Source organism: Pseudomonas sp. C321, assembly GCF_055407105.1.
On sequence record NZ_JBUZRB010000003.1, the window covers coordinates 281,619 to 307,655 of the forward strand.

Genomic DNA, 26,037 nt, shown 5'->3' on the forward strand with positions numbered 1-26,037 from the left:
TTCACCTGTAGGAGCGAGTTTGCTCGCGATGGACGTCAACGATGACGCGTGTATTCTGAATAAACGCGTTGCCTGTGCGTTTTTGAGCAAGCTCGCTCCTACAGTCGAGCACCAGCCGCTGCCTTGCAGCGGCTTTTGTATTTTCTGAAATAACGAACTGGAGAGCCTCATGGTTCCCGTAATCGCCCTGGTGGGCCGACCAAACGTCGGCAAGTCCACCTTGTTTAACCGCCTGACCAGGACTCGCGACGCCATCGTCGGCGACTTGTCCGGTCTGACCCGTGATCGCCAATACGGTGAGGCAAAGTGGCAAGGGCGCTCCTACATTCTTGTCGACACCGGCGGTATCTCCGGTGACGAACATGGCATGGACGAAAAGATGGCCGAGCAGTCGCTGCTGGCCATTGAAGAAGCCGATGTCGTGCTGTTCCTGGTGGATGCCCGCGCGGGCTACACCGCTGCTGACCAGATGATTGGCGAGCACCTGCGCAAGCGCAACAAGCGTTCCTACGTGGTGGCCAACAAGATCGATAACATCGATCCGGAAATGGCCCGCGCCGAATTCAGCCCGATGGGCCTGGGCGACGCGATCCCGATCGCCGGTGCCCACGGTCGCGGCATCACCCAGATGCTGGAAATCTGCCTGCGCGACTTCCCACGCGATGACGTCGAGGAAGAAGAGGGCGAAGGCGAGATCGTTGCTGAAGGCGAGGAAGCCAAGCGCATTCCTGGTCCGAGCGAGAAAGACGGCATCAAGATCGCCATCATCGGCCGGCCGAACGTCGGCAAGTCGACCCTGGTCAACCGTATGCTGGGCGAAGACCGAGTTATCGTCTATGACGAACCCGGCACCACCCGCGACAGTATCTACATCCCGTTCGAGCGTAACGACGAGAAGTACACGCTGATCGACACCGCCGGCGTGCGCAAGCGTGGCAAGATCCACGAGGAAGTTGAAAAGTTCTCCGTGGTCAAAACCCTGCAGGCGATCAAAGACGCCAACGTGGTGATCTTCGTCATGGACGCCCGCGAAGGCGTGGTCGACCACGACCTCAACCTCCTGGGCTTTGCCCTGGAAGCCGGTCGGGCCTTGGTGATTGCGATCAACAAGTGGGACGGCATGACGCCGAGCGAGCGTGACTTCGTCAAGGTCGAGCTGCAGCGTCGTCTGTTCTTCGTCGACTTTGCCGATATCCACTTTATCTCGGCATTGCACGGCACCGGCGTGGGTAACCTCTACGCTTCGGTTCAGAACTCGTTCAAGTCCGCTGTGACCCGCTGGCCGACCAACCGCCTGACCCAGATCCTCGAAGACGCAGTTGGCGACCACGCACCGCCGATGGTCAACAACCGCCGGATCAAGCTGCGTTACGCCCACTTGGGTGGTGCCAACCCGCCGATTATCGTGATCCACGGTAATCAGATCGAGAAGGTGCCCAAGTCCTACGTCCGTTACCTGGAAAACACCTACCGCCGTGTCTTGAAACTGGTCGGCACGCCGATCCGTATCGAGTTCAAGGGTGGCGAAAACCCATACGAAGGCAACAAGAACAGCCTGACTGACCGCCAAGTGAACAAGAAACGTCGCTTGATGAGTCACAACAAGAAGGCTGATAAAAAGCGTAAAGATAAACGCTGATCCCGATCAGCCGAAAGGGCGCCTCTGGCGCCCTTTTTTTGTGCGCGCGGTATGGGCTATCCTCGGTCCTTCCCGTGCCGCCGTAGAGCCGGGTGTTCAGCAGGGACTCACCGATGATCACCAGTAAACTGCCGAATGTCGGCACCACCATTTTCACTACCATGTCCCAGCTTGCCGCCGAAACCGGCGCGCTTAACCTGTCCCAGGGTTTTCCCGATTTCAATGGCCCCCAAGCCTTGCTCGACGCGGTGGGCAAACATATCGCCAGCGGCCATAACCAATACGCCCCCATGACCGGTCTCCCTGCGTTGCGTCAGCAGGTGGCGGCCAAGATCGCCCGCAGCTACGGCTCCACGGTGAGCGCCGACAGCGAAGTGACCATCACCCCCGGCGCTACCCAGGCAATCTTCTGCGCGATCCAGGCGGTGATCCGCAGCGGTGATGAAGTCATCGTGTTTGACCCTTGCTACGACAGCTACGAGCCCTCGGTGGAGCTGGCCGGCGGTCGTTGCGTGCATGTGCAGTTGGGCCTGCATGACTTCACCCTGGATTTCGAGAAGATTAAGGCTGCACTGTCGCCGCGCACCCGCATGATCATTCTCAACACCCCGCATAACCCCAGCGGTGCCTTGATCAATCGGGCCGAGCTGGACCAGTTGGCCGAACTGATCCGCGACCGCGATATCTACCTGGTCAGCGACGAGGTTTACGAACACTTGGTGTTCGATGGTGTGCCCCACGTCAGCGTGCTGGCCCATGAGGAGCTGTATCAACGTTCATTTGTGGTCAGCTCCTTTGGCAAGACCTACCACGTTACCGGCTGGAAAACCGGCTACGTGGTCGCGCCACCGGCCCTGACTGCCGAACTGCGCAAGGTGCATCAATATGTCAGCTTCTGCGGCGTGACTCCTTTGCAGTACGCGCTGGCGGATTTCATGGCCGAACACCCGAAACACGTCGAAGAGCTACCGGCCTTTTATCAGGCCAAGCGTGACCTGTTTTGCGACTTGCTGGCACCGTCGGGCTTCAGTTTTACCCGAGTGACCGGTACTTACTTCCAACTGGTGGATTACTCGCGGATTCGCCCCGACCTCAATGACGTCGAGATGTCGCTGTGGATGACCCGCGAGCACGGCGTGGCGACCATCCCGGTTTCGGTGTTCTACCAGAGCCCACCCCAAGGCCAGCGCCTGGTGCGCCTGTGTTTTGCCAAGCGCGAGGAGACGCTGCGCCAAGCAGCAGAAAAACTATGCGTGATCTGAGTGCGTTGCCCAACCTGAACATCGCCCTGGTGCAGACCACCCTTGTCTGGCACGACCGCCAGGCCAACCTGGAGCATTTTGAGCCGCTGCTAGAGCAGACCAAGGGGGCGGACCTGATTGTGCTACCGGAGATGTTCACCACCGGCTTTTCCATGGCGTCGCAAACCCTTGCCGAAGTGGAAAATGGTCCAACCCATGAATGGCTCAAGGCCCAGGCGAAGAAACACGACGCGGTGATCACTGGCAGCGTGATCATCCTGGCTGCTGACGGCAGCCACCGTAACCGCCTGTTGTGGGCGCGGCCTGATGGTGAGGTGCTGCATTACGACAAGCGCCATCTGTTTCGCATGGCCGGTGAGCACGACCACTACACCCCTGGCGAGCGCCAGGTGCAGTTCGAACTCAAGGGCTGGCGGATTCGTCCGTTGATTTGCTATGACCTGCGTTTTCCGGTGTGGAGCCGCGATGCCCAAGACACAGACCTGCTGCTGTACACCGCCAACTGGCCGGGCGCACGGCGTCAGCACTGGAACCGCCTGCTGCCGGCACGGGCCATCGAAAACCTGTGCTATGTGGCGGCGGTGAATCGAGTGGGCACGGACGGTAAAGGTTTTGCCTACACCGGTGACAGCCAGGTCCTGGACTTCCAGGGAGAGAGCCTGCTGAGCGTAGGGGAGGCGGACGGGGTGTTCCAGGTGTGCCTGGATGCATCGGAATTGGCGGAGTACCGCACACGCTTCCCGGCGAACCTGGATGCCGATACTTTTGAACTGAGCTGAGTGTTCGTCAGCGATACCTCGGCCTTGTGCTGAGGTACCTGCCAAGCCTGTGGGGAAATCGCGGCTTTGTTCTGAGTGGCGAGGGAAGGCTCAAGAACGCTGCTTAAAGGGAGAACTCGTTGTTTCTTATCGCCGCGTAATAGTCTTTGCTTTGTTGAGCGATGTCTTTGGCTTTCTCGCTGTTGGGGTCTATTGTTCGATACTGTTCATAGAACCCATGCCCCAGGCCTCCTTTTTGTCCGGAGGCTTCTTCCAGTCTCCTGCAGTACTCTTCCCCCAGCATGCTTTTGGCTGTACTTGTATTCATCTTTCCAAATATCATCGCCGGAGTAATAACCTGGAGTTCACAGTTTCCTCCTTCTTTCGCTTTGTAGGTTGCGTTAATGCCACTGTAGCCGAGTGGATCGACATCACCGTTGATATGCTTGATATTCATTCCTTCTTTCTTTTGTAAGTCGGAAAGCACATCGTCTATTTTATCGCTGTTGATGATGACAGTGGAGCGAGTGATATCTTTGATTTTTCCCATGTCCCCTGCATAGTCGTTGTCTATCTTTGTCAGGGAACGATCAATTGATTTCATCGGGGCAGTAATAACTTTTCCACTATGCTCTTTGGCGATTCTATTTGAAAAGTTATCGTTTTCTTCTTTTGCTTTATACATCGTTTCATACATGAAGGTGGCCAGGCCTACATGCCCTTTTTTTATGCCTAGGCTTTCAGGAGTAATGCTTTTTTTCGATGGTGAGTCAGAATCCTCAGTGGGAGCAGGCTGAAAGTATGTGGGATGAGCCGTCTGCGTTTCTGCTGCCGAACCTTTCTGTGAGGACGCGTCTGGAACGAGTGGCCAGGCACCAGTCGACGATGAGGGGATTTGATTAATCACGCGCGAAGTCTCCGAAATCAAACATTTTTTTGAGGGCGGGAAGACAATATTGTTTTATCGGGAGGAGTTGGGCAGGCAGAACAATTATTGGTGTCTTCCACGCGTATATTCTCTAATGTACGACGTTGATCTTATCCTTGGTAAGTAAATGCACGATCGTCCACTCCTTGCAGACGCTGACTGAGTGGGAAGAGTGATGTTGCCAGTTCCATTTTTTTGGCTAAAAATTACGCTTTAGTGAAGCAAATGCTCAGTTTGTGGTTTTGCAGGGCGCTCCTATTGGCAGTTGTAGGGCTATATGGAGTTGCTTTCGCTTCAGTGGTGCAAGGCCCAACAAAAAAGGCCCCTGGATTCTCATCCAGGGGCCTTTTGCATTTCAGCGGTCAGTGCTTACGCCGCTTTCGCTTCCAGCTGGCTCAGGGAGCGGTTCAGCGCGCTGAACACCGCCTTGAAGCTCGCCGTGGTGATGTTTTCATCAATGCCCACGCCGTGCACCGGACGCTCACCGTTCACTCGCAGCTCAATGTAGGCCGCTGCCTTGGCATTGGTACCGGCGCCGATGGCGTGTTCGTTGTAATCCATGATTTCCACACCAATCGGCAGCCCGGCCACCAGCGCTTCCAGGGCGCCGTTGCCTTTACCGTGCCAGCGCAGGTTGGTTTCGCCCTGTCCCTTGCCGGAGACTTCAACTTCTACCGAGCTATTGCCGTTTTCTTCCTGTAGGCGATGGCTGACCAGTGCGTATGGAGTGTTGGCTTGCAAGTATTCACGTTGCAGCAGGCTGTGAATCTGCGAGGCCGTCATCTCCAGGCCCACGCGGTCGGTTTCCGCCTGTACTACCTGGCTGAATTCAATCTGCATGCGGCGTGGCAAGCTGATGCCGTATTCCTGCTCCAGCAGGTAGGCGATGCCGCCCTTGCCCGACTGACTATTGACGCGAATCACTGCCTCGTAGCTGCGGCCGATGTCGGCCGGGTCGATCGGCAAGTACGGCACTTCCCACAAGGCATCCGGTTTTTGCTGGGCAAAGCCCTTGCGGATCGCGTCCTGGTGGGAGCCGGAGAAAGCGGTGTGAACCAGATCACCGACATACGGGTGACGCGGGTGCACCTGAATCTGGTTGCACTCTTCCACGACCTTGCGTACGCCGTCGATGTCGGAGAAATCCAGCTCAGGGTGTATGCCCTGGGTGTAGAGGTTCAACGCCACGGTCACCAGATCGACGTTGCCGGTGCGCTCGCCATTGCCGAACAGGCAGCCTTCGACACGGTCGGCACCAGCCATCAGGCCCAACTCGGTGGCCGCTACGCCAGTGCCACGGTCGTTATGGGTGTGCAGGCTGATGATCACGCTGTCACGACGGTTGATATGACGACCGAACCATTCGATCTGGTCGGCATAGATGTTCGGCGTGGCGCACTCAACGGTGGCGGGCAGGTTGAGGATCACCTTGTGCTCAGGTGTCGGGTTCCACACCTCGATCACCGCGTCACAGACTTCCTTGGCGAACTCCAACTCAGTGGCGCTGAAGGTCTCTGGCGAGTATTCGAAGGTCCACTGGGTATCCGGCTGCTGGGCGGCGTATTTGACGAACAGCTTGGCCGCGTTGACCGCGATGGCCTTGACCCCGTCCTTGTCCTGATTGAAGACAATGCGGCGGAACGACGGCGAAGTGGCGTTGTACAAGTGAACGATGGCTTTTTTCGCCCCGCGCAGGGATTCGAAAGTACGGGCGATCAAGTCTTCACGGCCCTGGGTCAGCACCTGGATGGTGGTGTCCTCGGGGATGTGGTTGTCTTCAATCAGGGTACGGACGAAGTCGAAGTCGGTTTGCGAAGCGGCCGGGAACGAGGCCTCGATTTCCTTTACTCCGACCGATACCAGGGTTTTCCAGAAGCGCAGCTTTTTCACCGCGTCCATCGGTTCGATCAGCGACTGGTTGCCGTCGCGCAAGTCGGAACTGCACCAGATCGGCGCGGCGGTGATGGTCTTCGACGGCCAGGTACGGTCCGGGATATCAATGGTCGGGAACGCGCGGTATTTCGAAGACGGGTCTTTGAGCATGCTCATCGGGAAATCCTTTGTTGTAGGGGCCGAGAAAAGGCGGCCTGCCGTAAAACTATTGTTGGGGATGAAGCTTGGGACGAGGCAGATCGATTCAGCCTGGCAGTCGTGCGCTGACGAGGCACAGGCTGCGGTGCTGGCGGAGCTGAATGAGGGTGTGAGAGGTTTTCATAAGCTCAACCCTAACCGCCGGGGTGAAAGATGGCAAGCAGTCGGAAAAAATTGAGAGAAGTTTTGATATTGGCGTAATAAGCGAGATTTTATGGCTGGAAATTGTCTTGTATGTGATTTTATTTGCGCAAGCTTTGTAAGGTGCGCAATTGAGGTCGCTGGTTGTGGCGAGCGGGCTTGTCGGATCGCCGCACCGCCGCGTTGGGCTGCGCAGCAGCCCCCAAAAGAATCACCCTTTACGTCAAGGCTGAAACGACCCAATAAATATCGCCGGATCTACCCGCGCATCATTCAAGCTGATATTCCAGTGCATATGCGGCCCGGTGGCCCGTCCGGTGGAGCCCACCTTGCCCACTACCGCGCCGCGCGCCAATTGCTGGCCCACGGTCACATCAATCTTCGACATATGGCAAAACATGCTGATAAAGCCCTGGCCATGGTCGACGAACACGGTGTTGCCATTGAAAAAGTAGTTGCCGGTCAAAATCACCTTGCCACCCGCCGGGGTCTTGATCGGTGTACCGGCCCCCACGGCAAAATCGAGGCCCGAATGAGGATTACGCTCCTCGCCATTAAAGAACCGTCGCACACCAAACTTGCTCGACAGCGGCCCGTTGACCGGCTTGTCCAGCACCAGGTTACTCGGTGTGTTCGGACTGAAACTGCGGTAAGCCTTAAGCTGAACCGCCAGTTCGCCTTCGATGCGTTTGAGTTGTGCAGGGTCCGGATTCACCTGGCTTTTGTTCTTCAAGGTGATGTGTTGTTCCGGGTATTTCTTGTTGCCCACGGTGAACGCCAGATTGCGGCTGCCACTGCTGATTTGCTGGCTGCCGGGTTTGACTGTCAGCGGGATGCCAACAATTGCCCGCCAGTTCTCCTGCTCCTTGACCACCAGCACCGGTTTCCCTTGGTAGCTGGCTTTAGGCGCCATCGCTGAGGCGCCCAGGTCAATAACCGCGACACCACCGGGAACAGGCTTGTTCAGCACCCGAGTGATGTAGCTGTCGGCATGGGCATTGAAGGTCAGGCACAACAGCATCAACAAGCTAAGAAAACGTGGCATGAATCAATCCAGTAACGAGAGAGTGACGGGCGTGAGGTGGTTGTCTTCCACCCGAACCTGCAATTGACCTTCACCGAGTCTCGCGCTAAGGCGCTGGCCGGTGTGGGTTTGCGCGGCGTTGCGAATTGCCTGGCCGCGCTCGTCCAGCAGAATGCTGTAGCCACGGCCCAGCGTTGCCAGCGGGCTGACCACTTGCAGCGTCTGCACCTGGCTTTGTAGCTGGAGGCGCCGCGCCTTGAGGCCTTCGCGCATAGCCCTGGGCAGGCGTTCGGCGAGGCTGTCCAGGCGTTGGCGCAGCAGCGCCAGTTGGCGGCCTGGATGTTGGCCGGCGAGGCGGGTTTCCAGGCGGATCAAACGTTCACGACGGGTATTGAGGCTGCGCTCGAAGGCGCGGCGCAGGCGCATATCCAGATCGTCCAGGCGTTGGGCTTGCTGGCGCAGACGTTCACCCGGATGACGCAGGCGGCGGGCCATGCCTTCCAGGCGCAGGCGGTCATGCATCAACCGGTTGCGTATGCGCATCACCAGGCGCCGGTGCAGGCTTTCGACCTGGCGCACCAGATCGCTGGAGTCCGGTGCCAGCAGTTCGGCGGCAGCGGAAGGCGTTGGCGCACGCACGTCGGCGACGAAATCGCTGATGGATACATCGGTTTCATGGCCGATGGCGCTGACAATTGGCGTCACGCACGCATCCACTGCGCGGGCTACGGCTTCTTCGTTGAAACACCAGAGGTCTTCCAGGGAGCCGCCGCCACGGGCCAGGATCAGCGCGTCGAAGCCACGAGCGTCGGCCAGCTTCAAGGCGCGGACGATCTGCGTTATCGCTTCACGGCCTTGAACCGCCGTTGGGATCAACGTCAATTGCACCTGCGGCGCACGGCGGCGGAACACACTGATGATGTCGCGGATCACTGCGCCAGTGGGCGAACTGATAATGCCGATGCGCTGCGGATGAGCCGGCAGCGGCACCTTGCGTTCGGCGCTGAACAGACCTTCGGCGCTGAGTTTTTCCTTCAGCGCATCGAAGGCTAGGCGAAGGGCGCCGTCACCGGCAGGCTCCACGGTGTCGAGAATCAGTTGATAGTCGCCACGGCCTTCAAACAGCGAGACCTTGCCCCGCACCTTGACCGCCAGGCCATCCTTCAAGGCTTGGCGTACCCGTGCAGCGTTCTGCCGGAACAGCGCGCAGCGCACCTGGGCACCGCTGTCCTTGAGCGTGAAATACACGTGGCCGGAAGCCGGGCGGGCGAGGTTGGAGATTTCGCCTTCAACCCAGATATTGGTGAACACGTCTTCAAGCAACACCCGCGCGCGGCCGTTGAGCTGGCTGACAGTCAGGACTTCGCGGTCCAGGCCCAGACGGGCAAAGGGATCTTTAATCATGGGCGGCAGTTTATAGGCATTCGCCCAGTGTTTGACAGAATTGCTCCACCAGCGCAGTTGGCGCTTGCCGGCAGGCGAGGGCGATGGTGCTTAGGCAATCAGGATCAGCCAACGGCAGGAAGTGGATATTGGCCGGGGCGATGTCCTGCATCGATTCAGGCAACAGGGCGATGCCAAACCCGGCCTGAATCAACTGCAATTGCGTGGTCTTGCGTGACATTACCCGCGCCGCCCTGGGGAAAAATCCGGCACGCATGCACAACTCGGCTGACAGGTAACTCAGCCCTCCGCGCTGTGGGTGAGGGATCGAGATAAAGGCCTCGTCCTTGAGCTGGGCCAAGTCGATAGCAGTCTTGTTGAGCGCCAGCGGGTGGTCGGGCGGCACCGCCAACAACAATCGCTCACTATATAAAGGCACGATTCGCACCCCCTCGCGCTGACGCAATACCGGCAAGCGCAATAGCCCAACTTCCAGCCGCCCCTCGGCGATTTCTTCCAGTTGCGCTTCGGAGGACAGTTTGACGATGTCCATCGACACGTCAGGGCACTGTTGCAGGTAGGTGCTGATCCCTTGCAACAGGCGACCGCTCATCGGCACCGTGCTGGAATGACTCAGGCGCAACGTGCCGAGTTGACCGTTGCCCACTTGCGTGGCCATTTCACTGGCCTTGTGCAATTCGCCCAGCAGGTTGCGGGCTCGTGGATAAAACGCTTCGCCCGCTGCGGTTAGCCGTGGCTGGCGGGCGGTGCGTTCGAATAATGGGGTTTGCAGTTGAGATTCAAGCTCCTTGATCTGCCGGCTAAGGGCCGATTGCGCGACAAACAGCCGCTCGGCGGCGGCGCTGAAGCTGCCGCTCTCGGCGATTTCGACGAAGTAACGCAGTTGCCGGGTGGAAATCACAAGTCATGCCTTTTCAAGATAGGTAGTGGCCTTTGAAGATATTAGTCGCAACCCTAGCCAATGGCTAAAGTGATGGCCATCTTCATTAAGGAATACGGCATGAGCCCAGTCGAACTGATGAGTAATTGGTCCTTTGGTGGCGTTGACTGGCTGGTGATTGGCTTGGGAGTCGTCGTGGCCTACATAGTGTTCGGCATTGCCGGCTTTGGCACGGCGCTGGTGGCGGGGCCGATCCTGATCCTGTTTATGCCGCTGTCGAAGATCATCCCGTTGCTGGTGTTGCTGGATTTTGTCGCGGCCTTTGGCAACCTCCTACAATCGCGGCGAGATGTGGCGAAGCCGGAACTGTTGAGGTTGCTGCCGTGCATGGCGATTGGCTGCACCCTCGGGGTGATCTTTTTGCTCAACCTTCAATCGGATCTATTGCTGCTGCTGATGGGACTGTTTATCAGCGCCTATGCGATCTATAGCCTGGCGGTGAAGGCCAGGCCCAGGCAGCTCGCTGTCGGCTGGGCGATTCCCATGGGCACTGTCGGTGGGCTGTTTGGCGCGTTGTTTGGCAGTGGCGGCTTTTTATATGCGATCTACCTCAACAGCCGCCTACCCAAGGAAGCGGCGCGGGCGACCCAGAGTGCGTTGATCAGTTGCAGCACGGTGGTGCGCCTGAGTCTGTTTTTGATCGCGGGAGTGTATGCCGAGCTATCCTTGTTGATGTTGGCAGTGTGCCTGTTACCGGCAATGGCGCTGGGGTTGTGGGTTAGTCGACGGCTGACCCTGCGCATGTCCCGTGAGGCGTTCGTGCAGTTGGTGACCTGGCTGGTGCTGGCCAGTGGTATTGCCTTGATCGTGCGCTATTTGAGCACTTGACCTGGTTTTTTCAGGGATTAAGCTGCCGTCCTCCCGGGCCTCATCACGGGCAAGCCCGGCTCCCACATTGAAATGCGATCAACTGTGGGAGCCGGGCTTGCCCGCGATGAGGCCAGAAGCCACACCGCAGGACATCCAGGCCTCATGAATTCCCAAAGCATCCTAGTCCCGAAAATATCCACATTGCCCGTCCACGAACCGCGGGCCCGGGCGATTGTGCGCTGGCTGGTGCGCAAGAACATCGTCAAGGAAGAACTCACCACCTGCGGTCGCACTGGCAGCCGTATGGCCTACGCCATCGCCGACGGTGCCCGCGCCGTGGTGCTGCACCCCGAAGCGCTGCCGTTCAACGAACCGGTCAATGGCCTGGAAATTATCTACAAGCGCTGCATCTACACCCCGGCCAAGGGTTTTCTCGAAGAAGCCGGCTGCCCGGAATGCCTCAAGGAAGTCGGCGAAGCGCTGTTCGACAGCCTGGAAGACTGGATGCCTGGCCACACCGATAACTTCACCTGCCCGTTGTGTGGCCATGAAGACGACATCAACGGTTTTCTGTTCCTGCAGGAATGTGGCTTTTCCAACCTGGGCTTCATCTTCAACAACTGGGCGGAGGCGGGGTTCAAGCAGAGCTTTATCGACGAATTTGCCGACTGGCTCGACCAGAAAATGAGCTGGGTCAAAGTCGAGCTTTAAACCAATCTTTTTTCCTTCTATCAGTATTACCAATAATGTCAGAGTTTTACATTGAGCCCTGGTAGGTCTCTGAGTATAATGGCGCGCTTCCATTTTCCCGCTCGGGAGCCCCCGCGATGCTGCGTATCAGCCAAGAAGCTCTGACATTCGACGACATTCTCCTAGTGCCCGGTTATTCCGAGGTGCTTCCTAACGAAGTCAGTCTCAAGACCCGCCTAACCCGTGGCATCGAGCTGAATATTCCCCTGGTTTCCGCTGCCATGGACACCGTCACCGAAGCCCGTCTGGCCATCGCCATGGCTCAGGAAGGCGGCATCGGCATCATCCACAAGAACATGACCATCGAGCAGCAAGCTGCCGAAGTGCGCAAGGTCAAGCGTTACGAAGCCGGTGTGGTCAAGGACCCGATCACTATCGAGGCCGACGCCACCGTTCGTGAGCTGTTCGAACTGACCAGCCTGCATAACATCTCCGGTGTTCCGGTGCTTCATAATGGCGACCTCGTTGGCATTGTCACTTCCCGTGACGTGCGTTTCGAAAACCGTCTGGAAGCCACTGTCCGCGAAGTGATGACGCCTAAAGAACGTCTGGTCACGGTCAAGGAAGGCGCCGACAAGAACGACGCTCGCGAATTGCTGCACAAGCACCGCATCGAGCGCGTGCTGATCGTCGACGACAAATTCGCCCTCAAAGGCATGATGACTGTCAACGACATCGAAAAAGCCAAGGCGTACCCGCTGGCCAGCAAGGACGATCAAGGTCGTCTGCGTGTAGGTGCTGCGGTCGGCACGGGTAAAGACACCGGCGAGCGCGTCTCGGCCCTGGTGGCTGCCGGTGTTGACGTGGTGGTGGTCGACACTGCCCACGGTCACTCCAAAGGCGTGATCGACCGCGTTCGCTGGGTCAAAGAGAATTTCCCTGAAGTACAAGTGATCGGCGGCAACATTGCTACCGGCGCTGCTGCCAAGGCATTGGTTGAAGCGGGCGCTGACGCAGTCAAGGTCGGTATCGGCCCTGGCTCGATCTGCACCACCCGTATCGTCGCCGGTGTCGGCGTACCGCAAATCAGCGCCATCGCCAATGTCGCCGAGGCCCTTGAAGGCACCGGCGTGCCGTTGATCGCCGACGGCGGTATCCGTTACTCCGGTGACCTGTCCAAGGCCATCGTTGCCGGTGCTTCCTGCGTGATGATGGGCTCGATGTTTGCGGGTACTGAAGAAGCACCCGGCGAGATCGAACTGTACCAGGGCCGTTCCTACAAGGCTTACCGTGGCATGGGCTCCCTGGGAGCAATGTCCCAGGCGCAAGGTTCTTCCGACCGTTACTTCCAGGACTCCTCCGCGGGCGCCGAGAAGCTGGTACCGGAAGGCATTGAAGGGCGTGTTCCGTACAAGGGCACCCTGGGCGCTATCATCCATCAACTGATGGGCGGCCTGCGTTCCTCGATGGGCTACACCGGCAGTGCCGACATCGAAGAAATGCGCACCAAGCCAGAGTTCGTGCGGATCACCGGTGCCGGCATGGCCGAATCCCACGTCCACGACGTACAGATCACCAAAGAAGCGCCGAACTACCGCGTAGGTTGATGCTTCCAGCAAAACGTTAAGTAACCGGGGCTGTTTTATTCAGCCCCGAGTTGTTTCTGAATTCCATAGACGAGACTGACTCCATGGCCCTCGACATTCACGCCCACCGCATCCTGATCCTCGACTTCGGTTCCCAGTACACCCAACTGATCGCCCGCCGCGTGCGTGAAATCGGTGTGTACTGCGAACTGCATCCGTTCGACATGGACGACGAAGCGATTCGCGAGTTCGCTCCAAAAGGCGTCATTCTCGCTGGCGGCCCTGAGTCCGTGCACGAAGCCAACAGCCCGCGTTGCCCGCAAGCCGTGTTTGACCTGGGCGTGCCGGTTTTCGGTATTTGTTACGGCATGCAGACCATGGCCGAGCAACTGGGCGGCAAGGTCGCAGGTTCCGAGCTGCGTGAATTCGGTTATGCCCGTGTCGACGTGGTTGGCAAAAGCCGCCTGCTGGACGGCATCGAAGACCACATCGACGCCGACGGCCTGTTCGGCCTCGACGTGTGGATGAGCCACGGTGACAAGGTCACCAAAATGCCAGAGGATTTCCACATCCTCGCCAGCACCCCGAGCTGCCCGATTGCCGGCATGTTCAACGACGAGCGTGGCTACTACGGCGTGCAGTTCCACCCGGAAGTGACCCACACCAAGCAGGGCGGTCGCATCCTCTCGCGCTTCATCCTCGACATCTGCGGCTGCGAAGCGCTGTGGACCCCGTCGAAAATCGCTGAAGACGCCATCGCCAACATCCGTGCCCAGGTTGGCACCGACAACGTCCTGCTGGGCCTGTCCGGCGGCGTTGACTCTTCGGTAGTTGCTGCGCTGCTGCACAAGGCCATTGGCGACCAACTGACCTGCGTCTTCGTCGACAACGGCCTGCTGCGTCTGCACGAAGGCGAGCAAGTGATGGCCATGTTCGCCGAGAACATGGGCGTCAAGGTGATCCGCGCCAACGCCGAGGAGCAGTTCCTCAACAATCTGGCTGGCGAGTCGGACCCGGAGAAGAAGCGCAAGATCATTGGGCGCACCTTCATCGACGTGTTTGATGCCCAGTCCAACAGCCTGGACAACATCAAGTACCTCGCCCAGGGCACCATCTACCCTGACGTGATCGAGTCGGCGGGCGCCAAGAGCGGCAAGGCCCATGTGATCAAGTCCCACCACAACGTCGGTGGCCTGCCTGATGAAATGAACCTCAAGCTGGTAGAGCCGCTGCGTGAGCTGTTCAAGGACGAAGTCCGTCGTCTGGGTCTGGAGTTGGGCCTGCCGTACGACATGGTCTACCGTCACCCATTCCCAGGCCCAGGCCTGGGTGTGCGGATTCTCGGTGAAGTGAAGAAGGAATACGCCGACCTGCTGCGTCGCGCCGACCATATCTTCATCGAAGAACTGCGCAAGGCCGACTGGTACCACAAGGTCAGCCAAGCGTTCGTGGTGTTCCAGCCGGTGAAATCGGTCGGCGTGGTCGGTGACGCCCGTCGTTACGCTTGGGTTGTGGCCCTGCGTGCGGTGGAAACCATCGACTTCATGACCGCCCGTTGGGCACACCTGCCGTACGAACTGCTGGAAACCGTCAGCGGCCGTATCATCAATGAAATCGAAGGCATCTCCCGCGTTACTTATGACGTGTCGAGCAAGCCGCCGGCGACCATTGAGTGGGAATGATTGGACGTCCGGCATTGTCCGGCACTAACTAGCAAGAAATGCCCTGGAGCCCGCGTAACTGCGGGCTTTCGGCTTTTTGGGTCTGGCAAGTTCAGGCAGCGTTTTGCATCGCCAAGCATGTATTTTTTATGGCATGGTACGGGGTACTAACTGCATCCGATGCCATGCATGACGCTTGATACCATGCTCCTCTTATCAGGACGAGCATGGTATCGAGATAGCCAAGAGGCCCGGTTTTACTGGGGGAAACCCCATTCTTCCGCGCTTTTCAGAGCATGGTATTTTTTTATGGGAAAAGTGGAAGCCATGCTCACTGATACCAAGCTCCGAAACCTCAAACCGCAAGACAAGCTCTACAAGGTGATTGACCGCGATGGTTTGTACGTGGCGGTTACACCGGCCGGCTCAATCTCCTTTCGCTACAACTACTCCATCAATGGCCGGCAGGAGACCGTCACCTTCGGTCGTCATGGCTTGGGCGGGATTACCCTGGCAGAGGCGCGTGAGAGGCTAGGGGAGGCGAAGAAGATGATCGCCGGAGGTAAGTCGCCAGCTAAGGAGAAGGCGCGTGCGAAGGCGCGCACGAAGGGGGCTGAGACATTTGATGATTGGGCTGAAAAATGGCTGCGCGGCTATCAGATGGCGGATTCGACACGCGATATGCGCCGATCAGTCTACGAGCGCGAATTGAAGCCGAAGTTTGGCAATCAGAAGCTGGCTGAAATCACTCATGAGGATCTGCGGGCGCTGACTGATGCGATAGTGGAGCGGGGGGCGCCTGCAACTGCTGTCCACTCCCGTGAGATCGTGCTACAGGTCTATCGCTGGGCCATTGAGCGTGGCCAGAAGGTTGAAAACCCAGCGGACCTAGTGAGGTCTGCCAGCATCGCCAAATTTGAGCCACGTGATCGGGCGCTGACGCCTGATGAAATTGCGCTGATGTACCAGTACATGGATCGGATCGGAACAGCGACGTCGGTTCGTGCCGCAGCCAAACTCCTGCTGCTGACGATGGTGCGCAAAAGCGAGCTGACCAATGCGACGTGGAGTGAAATCAATTTCAGCGAGGCGCTGTGGACGATCCCCAAAGAGCGGATGAAGCGACGTAACCCTCATTTGGTGTTTCTATCCCAGCAGGCATTGGACTTCTTCATCGCGTTGAAAACCTTGGCAGGAGGTTCAGACTACGTTTTGCCGTCACGCTACGACTCTGATTTGCCGATGAGTGCCGCTACGATCAATCAGGTACTGACGCTCACCTATCGCCTTGCCCAAAAGGAAGGGGTGCCCCTAGGCAAGTTCGGTCCCCACGACCTACGACGCACGGCCAGCACGCTGTTGCATGAGGCGGGCTACAACTCTGACTGGATCGAGAAGTGCCTCGCACACGAGCAGAAAGGCGTGCGCGCCGTTTACAACAAGGCCGAGTACCGGGATCAGCGTCGTGCGATGTTGCAGGATTGGGCCGATATGATTGATGAATGGACGCTTAAGAAACTGCGAGAAACGAATAGGTAGTCTGCATGGTCATCTCTCATACCAGCAAATCGCTTAGGGGGAAATTGCCCTGCGCTTAAGCAGCGGCTTTCATTGGTGCCGACTAGTTATTTGCGTCTGATATGACCAGTCACAGGTATGGCTGATGGGTGAAAGTAATTATTCACGGTTGACTGCTAACGACCAAAGCAATTCGTCATCGTATGCAATGCCAAGTGTATACTGCTTCAGCTGATACGAATCGGCGGGACGTGTCTCATGGCCATAAGGTAAATACATCTGTCATAATGCGCAGGCCAAGAATGATCCCTTAGAAGTCTTCTTAGGTTTCTGGTTTTATGTTTTTTCGTGCTAGGGAGTGGGGAGATTGAGAAAAGATAAAATAACCATTGAAGACATTGATACATTTGATGATTACAAAATGGAGTATGTTTGGGAGAGGACGAAGCTTGATATGGAGTCAAGATATGGATGGCTCTATTTGGGTGCTGACGCCAGCAACCCTAGTTTCGCAAAACTAGGTCTGACCATGGGGGATCTAATATCTAGATCCTACAGCTCAGGAAATCCGAATTATTATTTATTCTGTGCATTTAAATGCAGGCACGACATATCGTTAAATGAGCTAAAAATCGTAGAGAATAATATATTGAATCGCTTAGAGAATCTCTATAGATATAGCGATGGCAGTACCAAGAGAATGAGATTCTATGAGTCTAGAATCCTTTCTGAATGTTTTTGTGATGTAAACTTTATAGACTTCTTTCAAGATTTGCACTATGAGATCTATGAGAATTATAGAAGCTACTTCGTGATATCTGGCATGGATGATGGTTTTGGCGGGACTGATGGCGAGTTCGTCGATTGTTTGTTTAGCCCTACGTTAAGTGATCCCCATTTCTATAGAAAAATGATTATTCAGTACTGATTGATATGTCAGTTGTCGACCTCTTTCATGTGGGTAGCGCGATAAATTCTTCGTTCGCTATGGTCCGTTAGTGGGCGGGGGCTGACTGTATTTAGTCGGCCGATTGCTACCTTTTACATAGGTGGCAACGGCCGTTTCCAGTCTATCGCTACTGGAGAAGACAGTATGGACTGCCAGCTAGCGTCCTTACGGCTGCCTACGACCAGAGGGGATTATGGTCTCTTCTTTGTCGATCCGCATGTCTCGCGCTTGATTCAAGGCCCCAGGGAGTCTAGTCATTTGCCATAATTACTTTCCCACAACGTATATTGGCATCCAGTTTTTTGGGAAATTTTGGTCGTTCCAGGCTTTCGAAAATTTCTGCTGTCCCCAGAAGTCTTCTGTTACATAAAATACAGCGTAGAAAACGCGATAGTCACTATCTCCAGTATAGCCTTTCACATCCGCCGCAATTTGTTCTATTGTAGATTTCAGTTTCTGTTCATCAGCAGCATATTTATATTCTACGGCCGCATATAGCTCGGGGATTAATATGTCTGGGTAATATTCTTTGGCTGTTTTTATAAAATTGCTCTTTGGGGATTTTGAGCTTGCAAAGACAACGTTTAGGGTTGACTTTACCGCTTTGTATACATCGACCTCTGATTTTGGTTCTAATTTGTTTTTTGAAATGATGACGGCTGTATTTTTAAGTATCGTTTCGAGGTATTGTAGGCCAGTTATTCTTTCATACTGATCTTCACTTGATTCTGTAAATTCAAAGGATGATAAGAATTTACTCGTTTTAGCTATGAATACGCTGTATGGCTCACCCGAGCCATAATGATCTATCTCAAATTCATCTCGATGATTTAGATTTGACGGATTATTGCCAAATATTTGGAGGTATGTGTTTAGATAGTGATTTAGATTTTTATTGTCTAAGTAGCAGATGATGTTTAGGTAGATGCTCTCTAGTGTTTCCTGAAAAGGTCTGACGAACTCGTCGTCCGCGTCAAGTAAATACTGCGGTGGATTATTTTGGTCTTTATTTAGCGTCCAGTTGCTCCAGTCGATTTGATGGTAGGCGACTCTTGCTTCAAGTTGTCTGGATTCAGACATTAATCTTTTTATGCGGTTTTCTAAGTATTCCAATGGGCGCTCCGTGATAGGTTGTGTATAACGCTGTGGGACATGTTTCAAGAGTTTTACGACGCTCCGTGGAGCGCCCTTCAGGGCGGTACGGTCAACAATGCGTGCATTTTAAAAGGCGACCTTAGGCTGTCGGAAGTCGAAAGCTATCAGGGATTGAGCGAAGTGCCTTGGAAACTGCTTGGCGCTCGATCTCTAGTCTGCGAGCAATTTCTGACTGATTGAAGCCGAATTTCTGCAACACGAGGATTTGCTTTCTCCGGTCTGTCAACTTCATGTCCACCATTAGTCGAGCGAGATTTCTTAGCTGAGCTTCGTCCGCTAGATGTAGTGTTTGGCTAAGCATGTACTGAAAGATATACGCGTCGATGAGCTCGTCACCTGACTTTGCCTTAGGTTCTGCTCGTATCGCGCATTGTCTGCTCAATCTGGCCAGCTCTAGGTCGAACTGCGCTACAGATCTCATTGCTTGCCTGTATGCCGGATTCCAGCGTCCATCTGGTGTCTTTGGGCGGTGGGTGGTGCAGTACAGGTTGCTCAGGCGTAGGTGTTCATCTAGGTCACGCTGACCTTCACCTTCTGCGAACAATGCTAGCTCTGCTCGCGCGCCGCAGAATCTACAAAACCCCTTTAAGCGTTGACCGTTCAAACCGTCCATATCCTTGGTATACGGCTGCTTGCGCTTACATGCCAGCACCAGTTCTATCAACGTCTCAAGCGTCGCAATGAAGCAGCGATCATCCCCCGACTGCTTGTCGTGAGTCAGAACAAAAGCTCGTAGCAGCTGACGCTGTAGGCGGACCATAGCGGCAATGCCAACAAGCTGGATAATCGCGCTGAACGCTACATTCGTTCCTGCCCCGGGTATATGGCCCTGATAACGCGATGGAAGCGTTTCGGCATATGACGCCACGACAGGGTCGATAAGCTCTTCGACCAGACGAACGATCGGATAGCGTTTAGATGCTGTGGAGTAGGGCTCCCAGCGATCAAGGAATCGGTGAAGGGCCTCTGCGACGGAGGCATCACACCCCTCCCAAATAGCTATGGTCATTTGTTTTTTCATGTCAACCATTCTAGCCAATCATTCTGTCGAAGCAATAGGCACCTAAAGGCACGATCAGGCACACATTCGCTGTGACTGATAGGGCCTAGCTATGCATTCATCGAGCAAAAAACTAATCGACAAAAAGACACTCCTGGCGATGATCCCGCTGTGTGAGCGCACGATCTATAACTTTGAAATGAAGGGTAAATTTCCACGTCGAATTGCGGTGAGTAGCCGCAAGGTCGTGTGGGATTTAGCCGAGGTAGAGGAGTGGATTGATACATGCAGGGAGTCCGGCCCCGCTCCTAGGCCAGGAATGGCAGTCTGAGCGGTGGAGTTCAGGCCTGAGACAAGGTCGACATCGCGTCCTTACTCAGAAACTGCAAACGACCTTGTAGAGCTGAAAAGCGCAAGTTTACAGCTTGCGCTTTTCAGCTCTGAGGACGAAGCGCAGATGTACCACGATAGGACGAGAGCCGGTTTTTTTTCGTTGCTCGTCGACTCCCAAGGTGAAAAGCGCCAGTCCTCTCATCGTTTGGCTGATATGCCAAAAGTGCTCAGTTTGTTGGACAAAAAACGTGACACGTGGATGTCCCAGGCAGAGTTCATCCGACCCAATCGTCGAGTCGTTAATCTTCTGCGGCTTGGCCTGCTGTTCGCCGACCTCGACACCTACCGCGTGCCCGCGCTGGCTGGGCGAGCGCCTGACCAACTGGCCGCGTCCGTCCTATACTTCTGCGCCGAAGAGGGCTTGCCGCCGCCGTCCGTGCTGATCTACAGCGGCCGGGGCATACAGGCCAAGTGGTTGCTGGAGGGCACCATTCCACGACAGGCCCTACCCCGCTGGAACGCCTGCCAACGCTACCTTGTGGATCGTCTCGCGCACGTCGGGGCCGACCCAATGGCCAAGGACGCCAGCCGCGTGCTGCGTACCGTCGAGACGGTCAACAGCAAGAGCGGCAAAGTCTGCCGCGTGGTTCACGTCCAGAGCGGCCTTAATGGTCAACCGATCCGCTACAACTTCGAGTATCTGGCCGAGGCCCTGCTACCGGCAGCCCGATGGACTATCGAGCAGCAACGGCAGGAGCAACAGAAACAGGCCGAACAGCGCGCAACGGGAAAGCGTTTCCTTTTGGTGCCCGGCAGCAAAGCTGACAATCTGCGCGGGTTTTCCGGCCGACAGCTCGCGTGGGATCGGCTGGAAGACCTGCGCAAGCTGGCCGAGCTGCGCGGTGGTGTCGGTGAAGGCAGCCGGATGCAGCACCTGTTTTGGCGATTGAATTTCCTGCTGCTGTCCGGGGCGACCAATAGCAAGCAGATGTACCACGAAGCGGCCGCGCTGGCCCGCGAACTTGACCCGCAGTGGAATAGCCGCTCGAAAGAGCTTATGACCCTGTTCAGCAAGGCCAAAGCCTATGAGGCCGGGGAGAAAGTTAGCTTTGGTGGCAAGGACTACGCGCCGCTGTACACGCCGAAGAACGACACGCTTATCAACTTGTTCGGGATCACTGCCGACGAACAACGCCAGCTCAAGACTATTGTCAGTCGGGTCGAGGCTGCAGAGCGCGATAGGAGGCGCCATGAGCTTCGGAGGCGAGCTGCCGGTTCTGTAGACCGAGAAACCTACCTTGAGGCTGCCAACGCTAAGCAGGCGCAGGCGCAGGCCCTCAGACGCGAAGGTCTGAGCGTGCGAGCCATCGCTAAGCGAATGGCGGTGTCCGTGGGGGCCGTCTCGGGCTATCTCAAAGCTCCGGCCGTAGAGTGTTCAGAGTCCGTCCGTATTACTAATGGCGAAGCCCCCGCGCTTTGACGGCGGCCCGTCCAGGCCGATGCTCCAAGTGTTCAAAGTCCGTGCGTATTACTAATGGCAAAGCCTTCCGCGCGTTGGATCAAGGCTGTCTGGGGTCGGCGTTCTGATGGAGTGCCAGTAGGGTGCTGGTCCGAAGTAATAGGCGGCCTGGATTTCGAACTCAGGGGGAGATTACGCTTACGTGCGGGGGGCTGAAGGGGTGAGCTGAGACAAGTCCGTGCGTACTACTTGGATTTGGTGGCCCCGGGAAACAAACCCCCGCACTCTGGCGGGGGATTGTAGGGTCAGCGGTTGACGGAGGAGTCGAGCCTTTGGGCTTCCTGCGCCGCTCGGATCGCCGTCAGAATTTGCTGGGCTTGAGCAGCATTGCTCTTGCTACCCAATAGAGGGAGGCGATTCAGATGTTGCACTCCAGAAAACATGTGAAAGGAAGCCGAGAGGGCTAGCGGGCTAACTCGAAACCGCAACGCGGTGCATTGTCGATCCAGTCTATCGAGCGATGGCCCGTAGCCTTTGCTTCGCAGCCAACGGCCGAACGCCCACATGCCGATGGCTAAGATGGAGGCGAGCACTACGAATCCAGCGAACATTAGAATGCTATTCACGATTATTTCTCCGGTTGGTCGTTGCTTGAGGTTATTCTCGAAACGTCGAGGCGGCCGGAACTTGAGCTGGTGTTCGTATCTGGTCGAATGACGTTGGATTCCATGCCTGCGGCTTCTCCAGCTGGCTCTGCGGACGGGGGCGAACTGGAGTCACTGGGGGCTGGCAATGGAAGACCAGCGCCAAGCGACGCTGAGTGGGCATTCTCCATGCCCGGCACTGTCAGTGAGGCAATTACGCCAAGCGCTTTTGCACCACCATTGACCGCTTGGTACATTGCGTTGCCGGAACTAACAGTTCCCCCTTTCGGTGTCGCTTTCTGATCATTGTCACCGCCGCTCTGTGCGGCCTTCCCGGTCTGCTTAGCTGTCTGCTGGACGCTGTTGCTGGACGTAGCCGATGGGGTAGCTGCACCACCGCCAGTCTTCGCACCTGCGGAGCTTGCCCCCTTGGCCGCTGCGCCGCCGCCAGTGCTGGCACCTACGCCGGGCGACGTAGCGCCACCTACTGGTGAGGCAGCACCAGGGGAGCTTGCACCGGCAATACTGGAGTTGATCGCCCCTGCCAGACCGCCGCCGCTGATGCCTCCGGCACTCGCTGCACCGGCAGCAGCAGGAGCGGCCGCACCGGCCGTGGCGATGGTTGCGATTGCCGCCGCTGCACCGGCAGCACCCGCGGCCGCCATACCACCGATGGCTGACCCGCCACCCATCGACGTGCCGCTAATCATGCCGCCGATCAGGTCGGGAATGGTCTTTGTCAGATAGCAGCACACCAAGGCCAGACCGACCATCGTCATCAACGACGCTTCGTCATTGGTGTAGGCGGCCAACCACTGCTTGGCCGACTGGACGATCAAGCCGACGATTAGCGTTAAGACGAACAGCTTGGCTCCGATTGCCACGGTGAAGCGCATTGGGGCGATCGCAAAATCACGCGTCCATTGTGAGCCGCCAAAGCCAAAGAACAGCACCGAAGCATTGATGATGACGTAAGACTCTACGAGCGTTACGAACATGAATGCAGCGATGAAGGCGAAACACGCCAATACAAGGATTGCGCATACTGCGATCAAAAGTCCTTTGGCCGGAGAAAACACTGATATGCCCTTTACCATAGTGCGGCCAAAATCCAGTGCAACCGCCAGCATATCGCCGGGTTCTAATGCACGCCCGAGGCCGCTCGCAGACGCAGCCGCATCGCGGAAACTATCGACAATGGCAGATGACCACTCCACCGAGTACTTCATAACAGCAAGGAAGAAGCCGACCACCAGGACGAAGCGCAGCAGCTCGCCGACAATTTCGCCTAAGTCGGCTTGCTTCATGATCAGAGGTATGAACGTCCAAATGAATTGAATGGAGGCCAACAGCCAGAATAATCTGATCGCATAGTCATACAGCTTTCCTGACCACTGGTGCGACTGCTGCAAAACGAGGTCGAGTAGGCCCTGCACCGATGTGTCGGCATGGGAAAGGTCGGTCGCGGCCATAGCATCTCCGCTCACAAATGCACTCGCCAAGGCGAGGAACAACAGTAGGCGAGTATCCATAGCTAGTACCCCTTAACGCCGCCGCGAGTATTCGGGCGTGCTTCAAACGAGGTATCAGCGTCACTCTGTCGCCGATGGTGCTCAGTCACCGAGGTACATTCGCTGTTGCTTTGAACTGCCAGGGTGACCATAAAAGCGGTTAGTGCTGAGCCGGAGCAGATCAACGCGATGAGCCATTTCGAAATAGTCATTCTCAGTACCCCTTCACGCCACCGCGTGTGTTTTCACGTGCTTCAAACTGCTGTTCCGTTGCCTCGCCCGCAGCCTTTCGATCAACCTGCTGAGCCATGTAATTGCCCTGCATGTTGATTTGTGTGGCCAGCAGATCGCGCAGCTTCTGCAACTGCTGGACATTCTGTGAGGCGATTTCGTTGCCTGCCTGAATCGCCTGCATCCGGCCCTCGGCTGACTGTGAACGTGAAACCATGCGCGCGAGCTGAGCGTCTTCAGACTCGAAAGCTACTGTATTTAAATCCGCTGCTTTCATTGCCGTTTTCACGTTGTCACGACCCTGCACGGACCACTTTTCATAGCGATCACGGTTCGGAGCTTGTGCCAAGTTCGCAGCTTGATTCAGGTAAGACTCGAAGCCTGGGAAGGCCGTGTTGAATTTCGAGTCCATGTCCTGGATTTGTCGCCCTAGGGCCTGCGAGCGGTTGTAGATGTTGGCCACATTTTTCAGATCGGCCGCGATGCTGCCAAACATCGAATTCGGCAAGCTCGTGCCTTGCGAAACCATGTTTTGATACTGCTGAATCTGCGTTTGCAGTTGCTCGGCGGTATTCAATGCCGTGTTGACCTGCTCGACGTACCCGAACATCTGCTGATAGAACGTCGAGCAATTCGAGCAATAGATTGCATAAGCACGGGCAGGGGAGATGCATACCATCCCTATAAAAACGGCTCCGAGAATTTTGGCGCTGTTGGCCATTTGGCGAATAAGTTTCCCGAGCGCATAAGCGGTCGTTCTGTGCGAAGTATCAGCTGACAGCGTTCTGTCTTTGATGGGCTTTGAGATTATTTGGTACATATGCCGACCTCAATCAGTCACTATTATTCGTGCTTGATCGTGCCCCGATATGCCGGTTGCATCGATGGAATGATTGGCTAATTAGGTTGACATGGAAGACGCCGATTGGCGGCGAATGCCGATGAGGTTTCCTAGAAAACTCTCAAAGAGCTGACGGAATGTGATTTTCAATCAGTCGGCGTCGCATGCAGGGGGAGGGGCAAATCTTTGCGTCGTCAATGGCCGTGTACGCTTGAGAGAGTCGAGGTCGCTGAAACTCTCGCACATCCGCCAAAGTTAGATCAGGTCGTCACGATTGTTGCCACTGCTAGGATCATGCCTGAACCCAGGTTGACGCTTTGACATGGTGCTTGGCTGCATCGTCGCGCCAGACTGCGTTTGTTCTACCAGTGGCGTCGTAGAAAGTAGTGTCTCGTCTGCAACCTTTGGGCGCTGGTCTCCGCGCTTGGTCGGCGTGCGGATGTATTTTCCGACATATCGGGCGAATTGGCTGTAGCTCAGACCAGTGTTATCCCCACCGTGGTTCTCGTACACGACCGTGACCGGCCACCCCGCTTGGATCAGGCTACGGAATTCCTCGAGACGCGCTAAAAATGCGACCCGGCCTGCACCTGTAGGCCCTTTTTTTGGTGTTTTTGTCATCGCATAGTCCGCCTAAGCATGGTTGCGCAAGTATGCGCATAAAGTTGTATATTTTCCATGCGTAATCTAGCGTAGACATGCGTAAATACGCTTATGGTCGCGCCTTCTGAGCTGTTCGCATAGATACGCATATGTTTGCGCCTAGCTGGACGGCAAGATGTGTGTTGTACGGGTACGGGCAAGCCCGCACCCTCCCAACACCGCCCCTTATTCGCCTTCGGCTCAACGGCATCTTGCTCTGCGAGGCCCCAGCCGCTGCCGCGTCTAAGGGAAAAACCGCAACGGCAACAACAGAAGCCCCCTGACAGCCGACACCAAAGAAAAGGCAACGGCTTGCCGAGGTGGCAAGCCAATTGAGGTTCGGCAAATGCCGAGGAAAAGGCTGGGATCACAGAAAACGCATACAAGGCTGGTATGCCCTGGTCGGGCTACCTGCGTGCTATCGGTTTAAGCACGCCCATCCGGTCGGTGGTCGACCACACCGCAGGGGCTGATCTGGCCAGGGTTAATGTCGACCTCCGACAGGGCACTGGACCGCTGAAGCTTCGGCTTTTAGAGAAGCGAAGCCAAGGCGCAAATGCGATTGACGTAGAGCTAGTGATGGTGGAGTTTGGAGAGCTGGAAGCTGGCATCCATGCAGCAACGAATGCGATGGTGTACTGGAACGGATGTGAATCGGCGCTGAGGCAGTTACGTGCTGTTTTTACAGGGCGCACATGATGGGATGGTTCGGCTGGAAGGGCTGCAGATTACGTCGCACGCTTGTATGCAGGGAAGAGTATATTGGTAGGTGATGCCTCGATTCGCCACGGCGAGTCCACCACAATGGAGATGGCGCGTG

General features: G+C 56.2%; 23 protein-coding genes. 12 read left to right on the plus strand and 11 right to left on the minus strand.

Translation table 11 applies throughout. The annotated features are described in order from the left end of the window. Positions 1–169: 169 nt before the first annotated feature. The 3 genes from der to ACZRJ6_RS10930 all read left to right on the plus strand — a co-directional run bounded on the left by der (position 170) and on the right by ACZRJ6_RS10930 (position 3,680). Positions 170–1,639, plus strand: a complete 1,470-nt coding sequence (der, locus tag ACZRJ6_RS10920; RefSeq protein WP_149411630.1) for a ribosome biogenesis GTPase Der — start codon at positions 170–172, stop codon at positions 1,637–1,639. 113 nt (positions 1,640–1,752) lie between these two features. Further along, complete coding sequence (locus ACZRJ6_RS10925; protein ID WP_463968124.1) at positions 1,753–2,901, plus strand: pyridoxal phosphate-dependent aminotransferase; 1,149 nt, start codon at positions 1,753–1,755, stop codon at positions 2,899–2,901. Continuing rightward, positions 2,889–3,680, plus strand: a complete 792-nt coding sequence (locus tag ACZRJ6_RS10930) for an amidohydrolase (protein WP_463968125.1) — start codon at positions 2,889–2,891, stop codon at positions 3,678–3,680. Before ACZRJ6_RS10925 ends, ACZRJ6_RS10930 begins: the two co-directional genes overlap by 13 nt. Positions 3,681–3,783: 103 nt before the next feature. Here ACZRJ6_RS10930 and ACZRJ6_RS10935 read toward each other — a convergent pair whose 3' ends face one another. From ACZRJ6_RS10935 to ACZRJ6_RS10955, 5 genes are all read right to left on the minus strand, one after another. Continuing rightward, positions 3,784–4,566: a hypothetical protein gene (locus tag ACZRJ6_RS10935; protein WP_463968126.1), complete on the minus strand. Its 783-nt coding sequence runs from the start codon at positions 4,564–4,566 to the stop codon at positions 3,784–3,786. 390 nt (positions 4,567–4,956) lie between these two features. Further along, entirely contained in the window at positions 4,957–6,636 is a 1,680-nt protein-coding gene (gene leuA, locus ACZRJ6_RS10940; RefSeq protein ID WP_463968127.1) for a 2-isopropylmalate synthase, read from the minus strand. A gap of 406 nt (positions 6,637–7,042) precedes the next feature. After that, positions 7,043–7,864, minus strand: coding sequence for a peptidoglycan DD-metalloendopeptidase family protein (locus ACZRJ6_RS10945; protein WP_463968128.1), 822 nt, complete (start codon positions 7,862–7,864; stop codon positions 7,043–7,045). Between the two features lie 3 nt (positions 7,865–7,867). After that, positions 7,868–9,247 (minus strand): exodeoxyribonuclease VII large subunit, encoded by a 1,380-nt coding sequence (gene xseA, locus ACZRJ6_RS10950; protein ID WP_149411625.1) that lies wholly within the window; start codon positions 9,245–9,247, stop codon positions 7,868–7,870. Positions 9,248–9,257: 10 nt separating this feature from the next. Then, on the minus strand, positions 9,258–10,148 hold the full coding sequence (locus ACZRJ6_RS10955; RefSeq protein WP_463968129.1) for a LysR family transcriptional regulator: 891 nt from the start codon (positions 10,146–10,148) through the stop codon (positions 9,258–9,260). Positions 10,149–10,247: 99 nt separating this feature from the next. Here ACZRJ6_RS10955 and ACZRJ6_RS10960 point away from each other — a divergent pair, with 99 nt between their 5' ends. From ACZRJ6_RS10960 to ACZRJ6_RS10985, 6 genes are all read left to right on the plus strand, one after another. Next, positions 10,248–11,015 carry a sulfite exporter TauE/SafE family protein gene (locus ACZRJ6_RS10960; protein ID WP_463968130.1) on the plus strand — a complete coding sequence of 256 codons (768 nt, stop codon included), beginning with the start codon at positions 10,248–10,250 and terminating at the stop codon, positions 11,013–11,015. A gap of 144 nt (positions 11,016–11,159) precedes the next feature. Then, positions 11,160–11,708 carry a sugar ABC transporter ATPase gene (locus ACZRJ6_RS10965; RefSeq protein ID WP_133102101.1) on the plus strand — a complete coding sequence of 183 codons (549 nt, stop codon included), beginning with the start codon at positions 11,160–11,162 and terminating at the stop codon, positions 11,706–11,708. A 116-nt stretch (positions 11,709–11,824) separates the two neighbouring features. Then, the gene (gene guaB, locus ACZRJ6_RS10970) at positions 11,825–13,294 is read left to right on the plus strand and encodes an IMP dehydrogenase (RefSeq protein WP_133102102.1); all 1,470 of its coding nucleotides are present in this window, start codon (positions 11,825–11,827) and stop codon (positions 13,292–13,294) included. Between the two features lie 83 nt (positions 13,295–13,377). After that, positions 13,378–14,955: a glutamine-hydrolyzing GMP synthase gene (gene guaA, locus ACZRJ6_RS10975; protein WP_133102103.1), complete on the plus strand. Its 1,578-nt coding sequence runs from the start codon at positions 13,378–13,380 to the stop codon at positions 14,953–14,955. 306 nt (positions 14,956–15,261) lie between these two features. Beyond that, positions 15,262–16,473 carry a tyrosine-type recombinase/integrase gene (locus tag ACZRJ6_RS10980; protein WP_463968420.1) on the plus strand — a complete coding sequence of 404 codons (1,212 nt, stop codon included), beginning with the start codon at positions 15,262–15,264 and terminating at the stop codon, positions 16,471–16,473. A 346-nt stretch (positions 16,474–16,819) separates the two neighbouring features. Further along, entirely contained in the window at positions 16,820–17,380 is a 561-nt protein-coding gene (locus ACZRJ6_RS10985) for a hypothetical protein (protein WP_463968131.1), read from the plus strand. A 288-nt stretch (positions 17,381–17,668) separates the two neighbouring features. On the opposite strand, the gene ACZRJ6_RS10990 is transcribed toward ACZRJ6_RS10985, so the two are convergent. After that, positions 17,669–18,514 (minus strand): PD-(D/E)XK nuclease domain-containing protein, encoded by an 846-nt coding sequence (locus ACZRJ6_RS10990; protein ID WP_087715952.1) that lies wholly within the window; start codon positions 18,512–18,514, stop codon positions 17,669–17,671. 121 nt (positions 18,515–18,635) lie between these two features. Then, positions 18,636–19,577: a LuxR family transcriptional regulator gene (locus ACZRJ6_RS10995; RefSeq protein ID WP_463968132.1), complete on the minus strand. Its 942-nt coding sequence runs from the start codon at positions 19,575–19,577 to the stop codon at positions 18,636–18,638. A 91-nt stretch (positions 19,578–19,668) separates the two neighbouring features. Here ACZRJ6_RS10995 and ACZRJ6_RS11000 point away from each other — a divergent pair, with 91 nt between their 5' ends. Together ACZRJ6_RS11000 and ACZRJ6_RS11005 are read left to right on the plus strand one after the other, a co-directional pair. Then, positions 19,669–19,887, plus strand: a complete 219-nt coding sequence (locus tag ACZRJ6_RS11000) for a helix-turn-helix transcriptional regulator (protein WP_082367901.1) — start codon at positions 19,669–19,671, stop codon at positions 19,885–19,887. A 162-nt stretch (positions 19,888–20,049) separates the two neighbouring features. After that, a complete protein-coding gene (locus ACZRJ6_RS11005) occupies positions 20,050–21,369 on the plus strand; it encodes a replication protein (protein ID WP_463968133.1) in 1,320 nt (439 codons plus the stop codon). A gap of 284 nt (positions 21,370–21,653) precedes the next feature. Here the strand turns inward: ACZRJ6_RS11005 and ACZRJ6_RS11010 are convergent, their stop codons facing one another. The 4 genes from ACZRJ6_RS11010 to ACZRJ6_RS11025 all read right to left on the minus strand — a co-directional run bounded on the left by ACZRJ6_RS11010 (position 21,654) and on the right by ACZRJ6_RS11025 (position 25,196). Beyond that, positions 21,654–21,974: a hypothetical protein gene (locus ACZRJ6_RS11010; RefSeq protein WP_463968134.1), complete on the minus strand. Its 321-nt coding sequence runs from the start codon at positions 21,972–21,974 to the stop codon at positions 21,654–21,656. 2 nt (positions 21,975–21,976) lie between these two features. Continuing rightward, a complete protein-coding gene (gene trbL / locus ACZRJ6_RS11015) occupies positions 21,977–23,524 on the minus strand; it encodes a P-type conjugative transfer protein TrbL (RefSeq protein ID WP_463968135.1) in 1,548 nt (515 codons plus the stop codon). Positions 23,525–23,717: 193 nt separating this feature from the next. Beyond that, positions 23,718–24,455 carry a P-type conjugative transfer protein TrbJ gene (gene trbJ, locus ACZRJ6_RS11020; RefSeq protein ID WP_463968421.1) on the minus strand — a complete coding sequence of 246 codons (738 nt, stop codon included), beginning with the start codon at positions 24,453–24,455 and terminating at the stop codon, positions 23,718–23,720. 375 nt (positions 24,456–24,830) lie between these two features. Then, positions 24,831–25,196, minus strand: a complete 366-nt coding sequence (locus ACZRJ6_RS11025) for a TraK oriT-binding protein (RefSeq protein ID WP_082367905.1) — start codon at positions 25,194–25,196, stop codon at positions 24,831–24,833. 414 nt (positions 25,197–25,610) lie between these two features. Between ACZRJ6_RS11025 and ACZRJ6_RS11030 the strand changes: the two genes are divergently transcribed. Next, a complete protein-coding gene (locus ACZRJ6_RS11030; RefSeq protein ID WP_442965725.1) occupies positions 25,611–25,916 on the plus strand; it encodes a hypothetical protein in 306 nt (101 codons plus the stop codon). Positions 25,917–26,037: the final 121 nt, after the last annotated feature.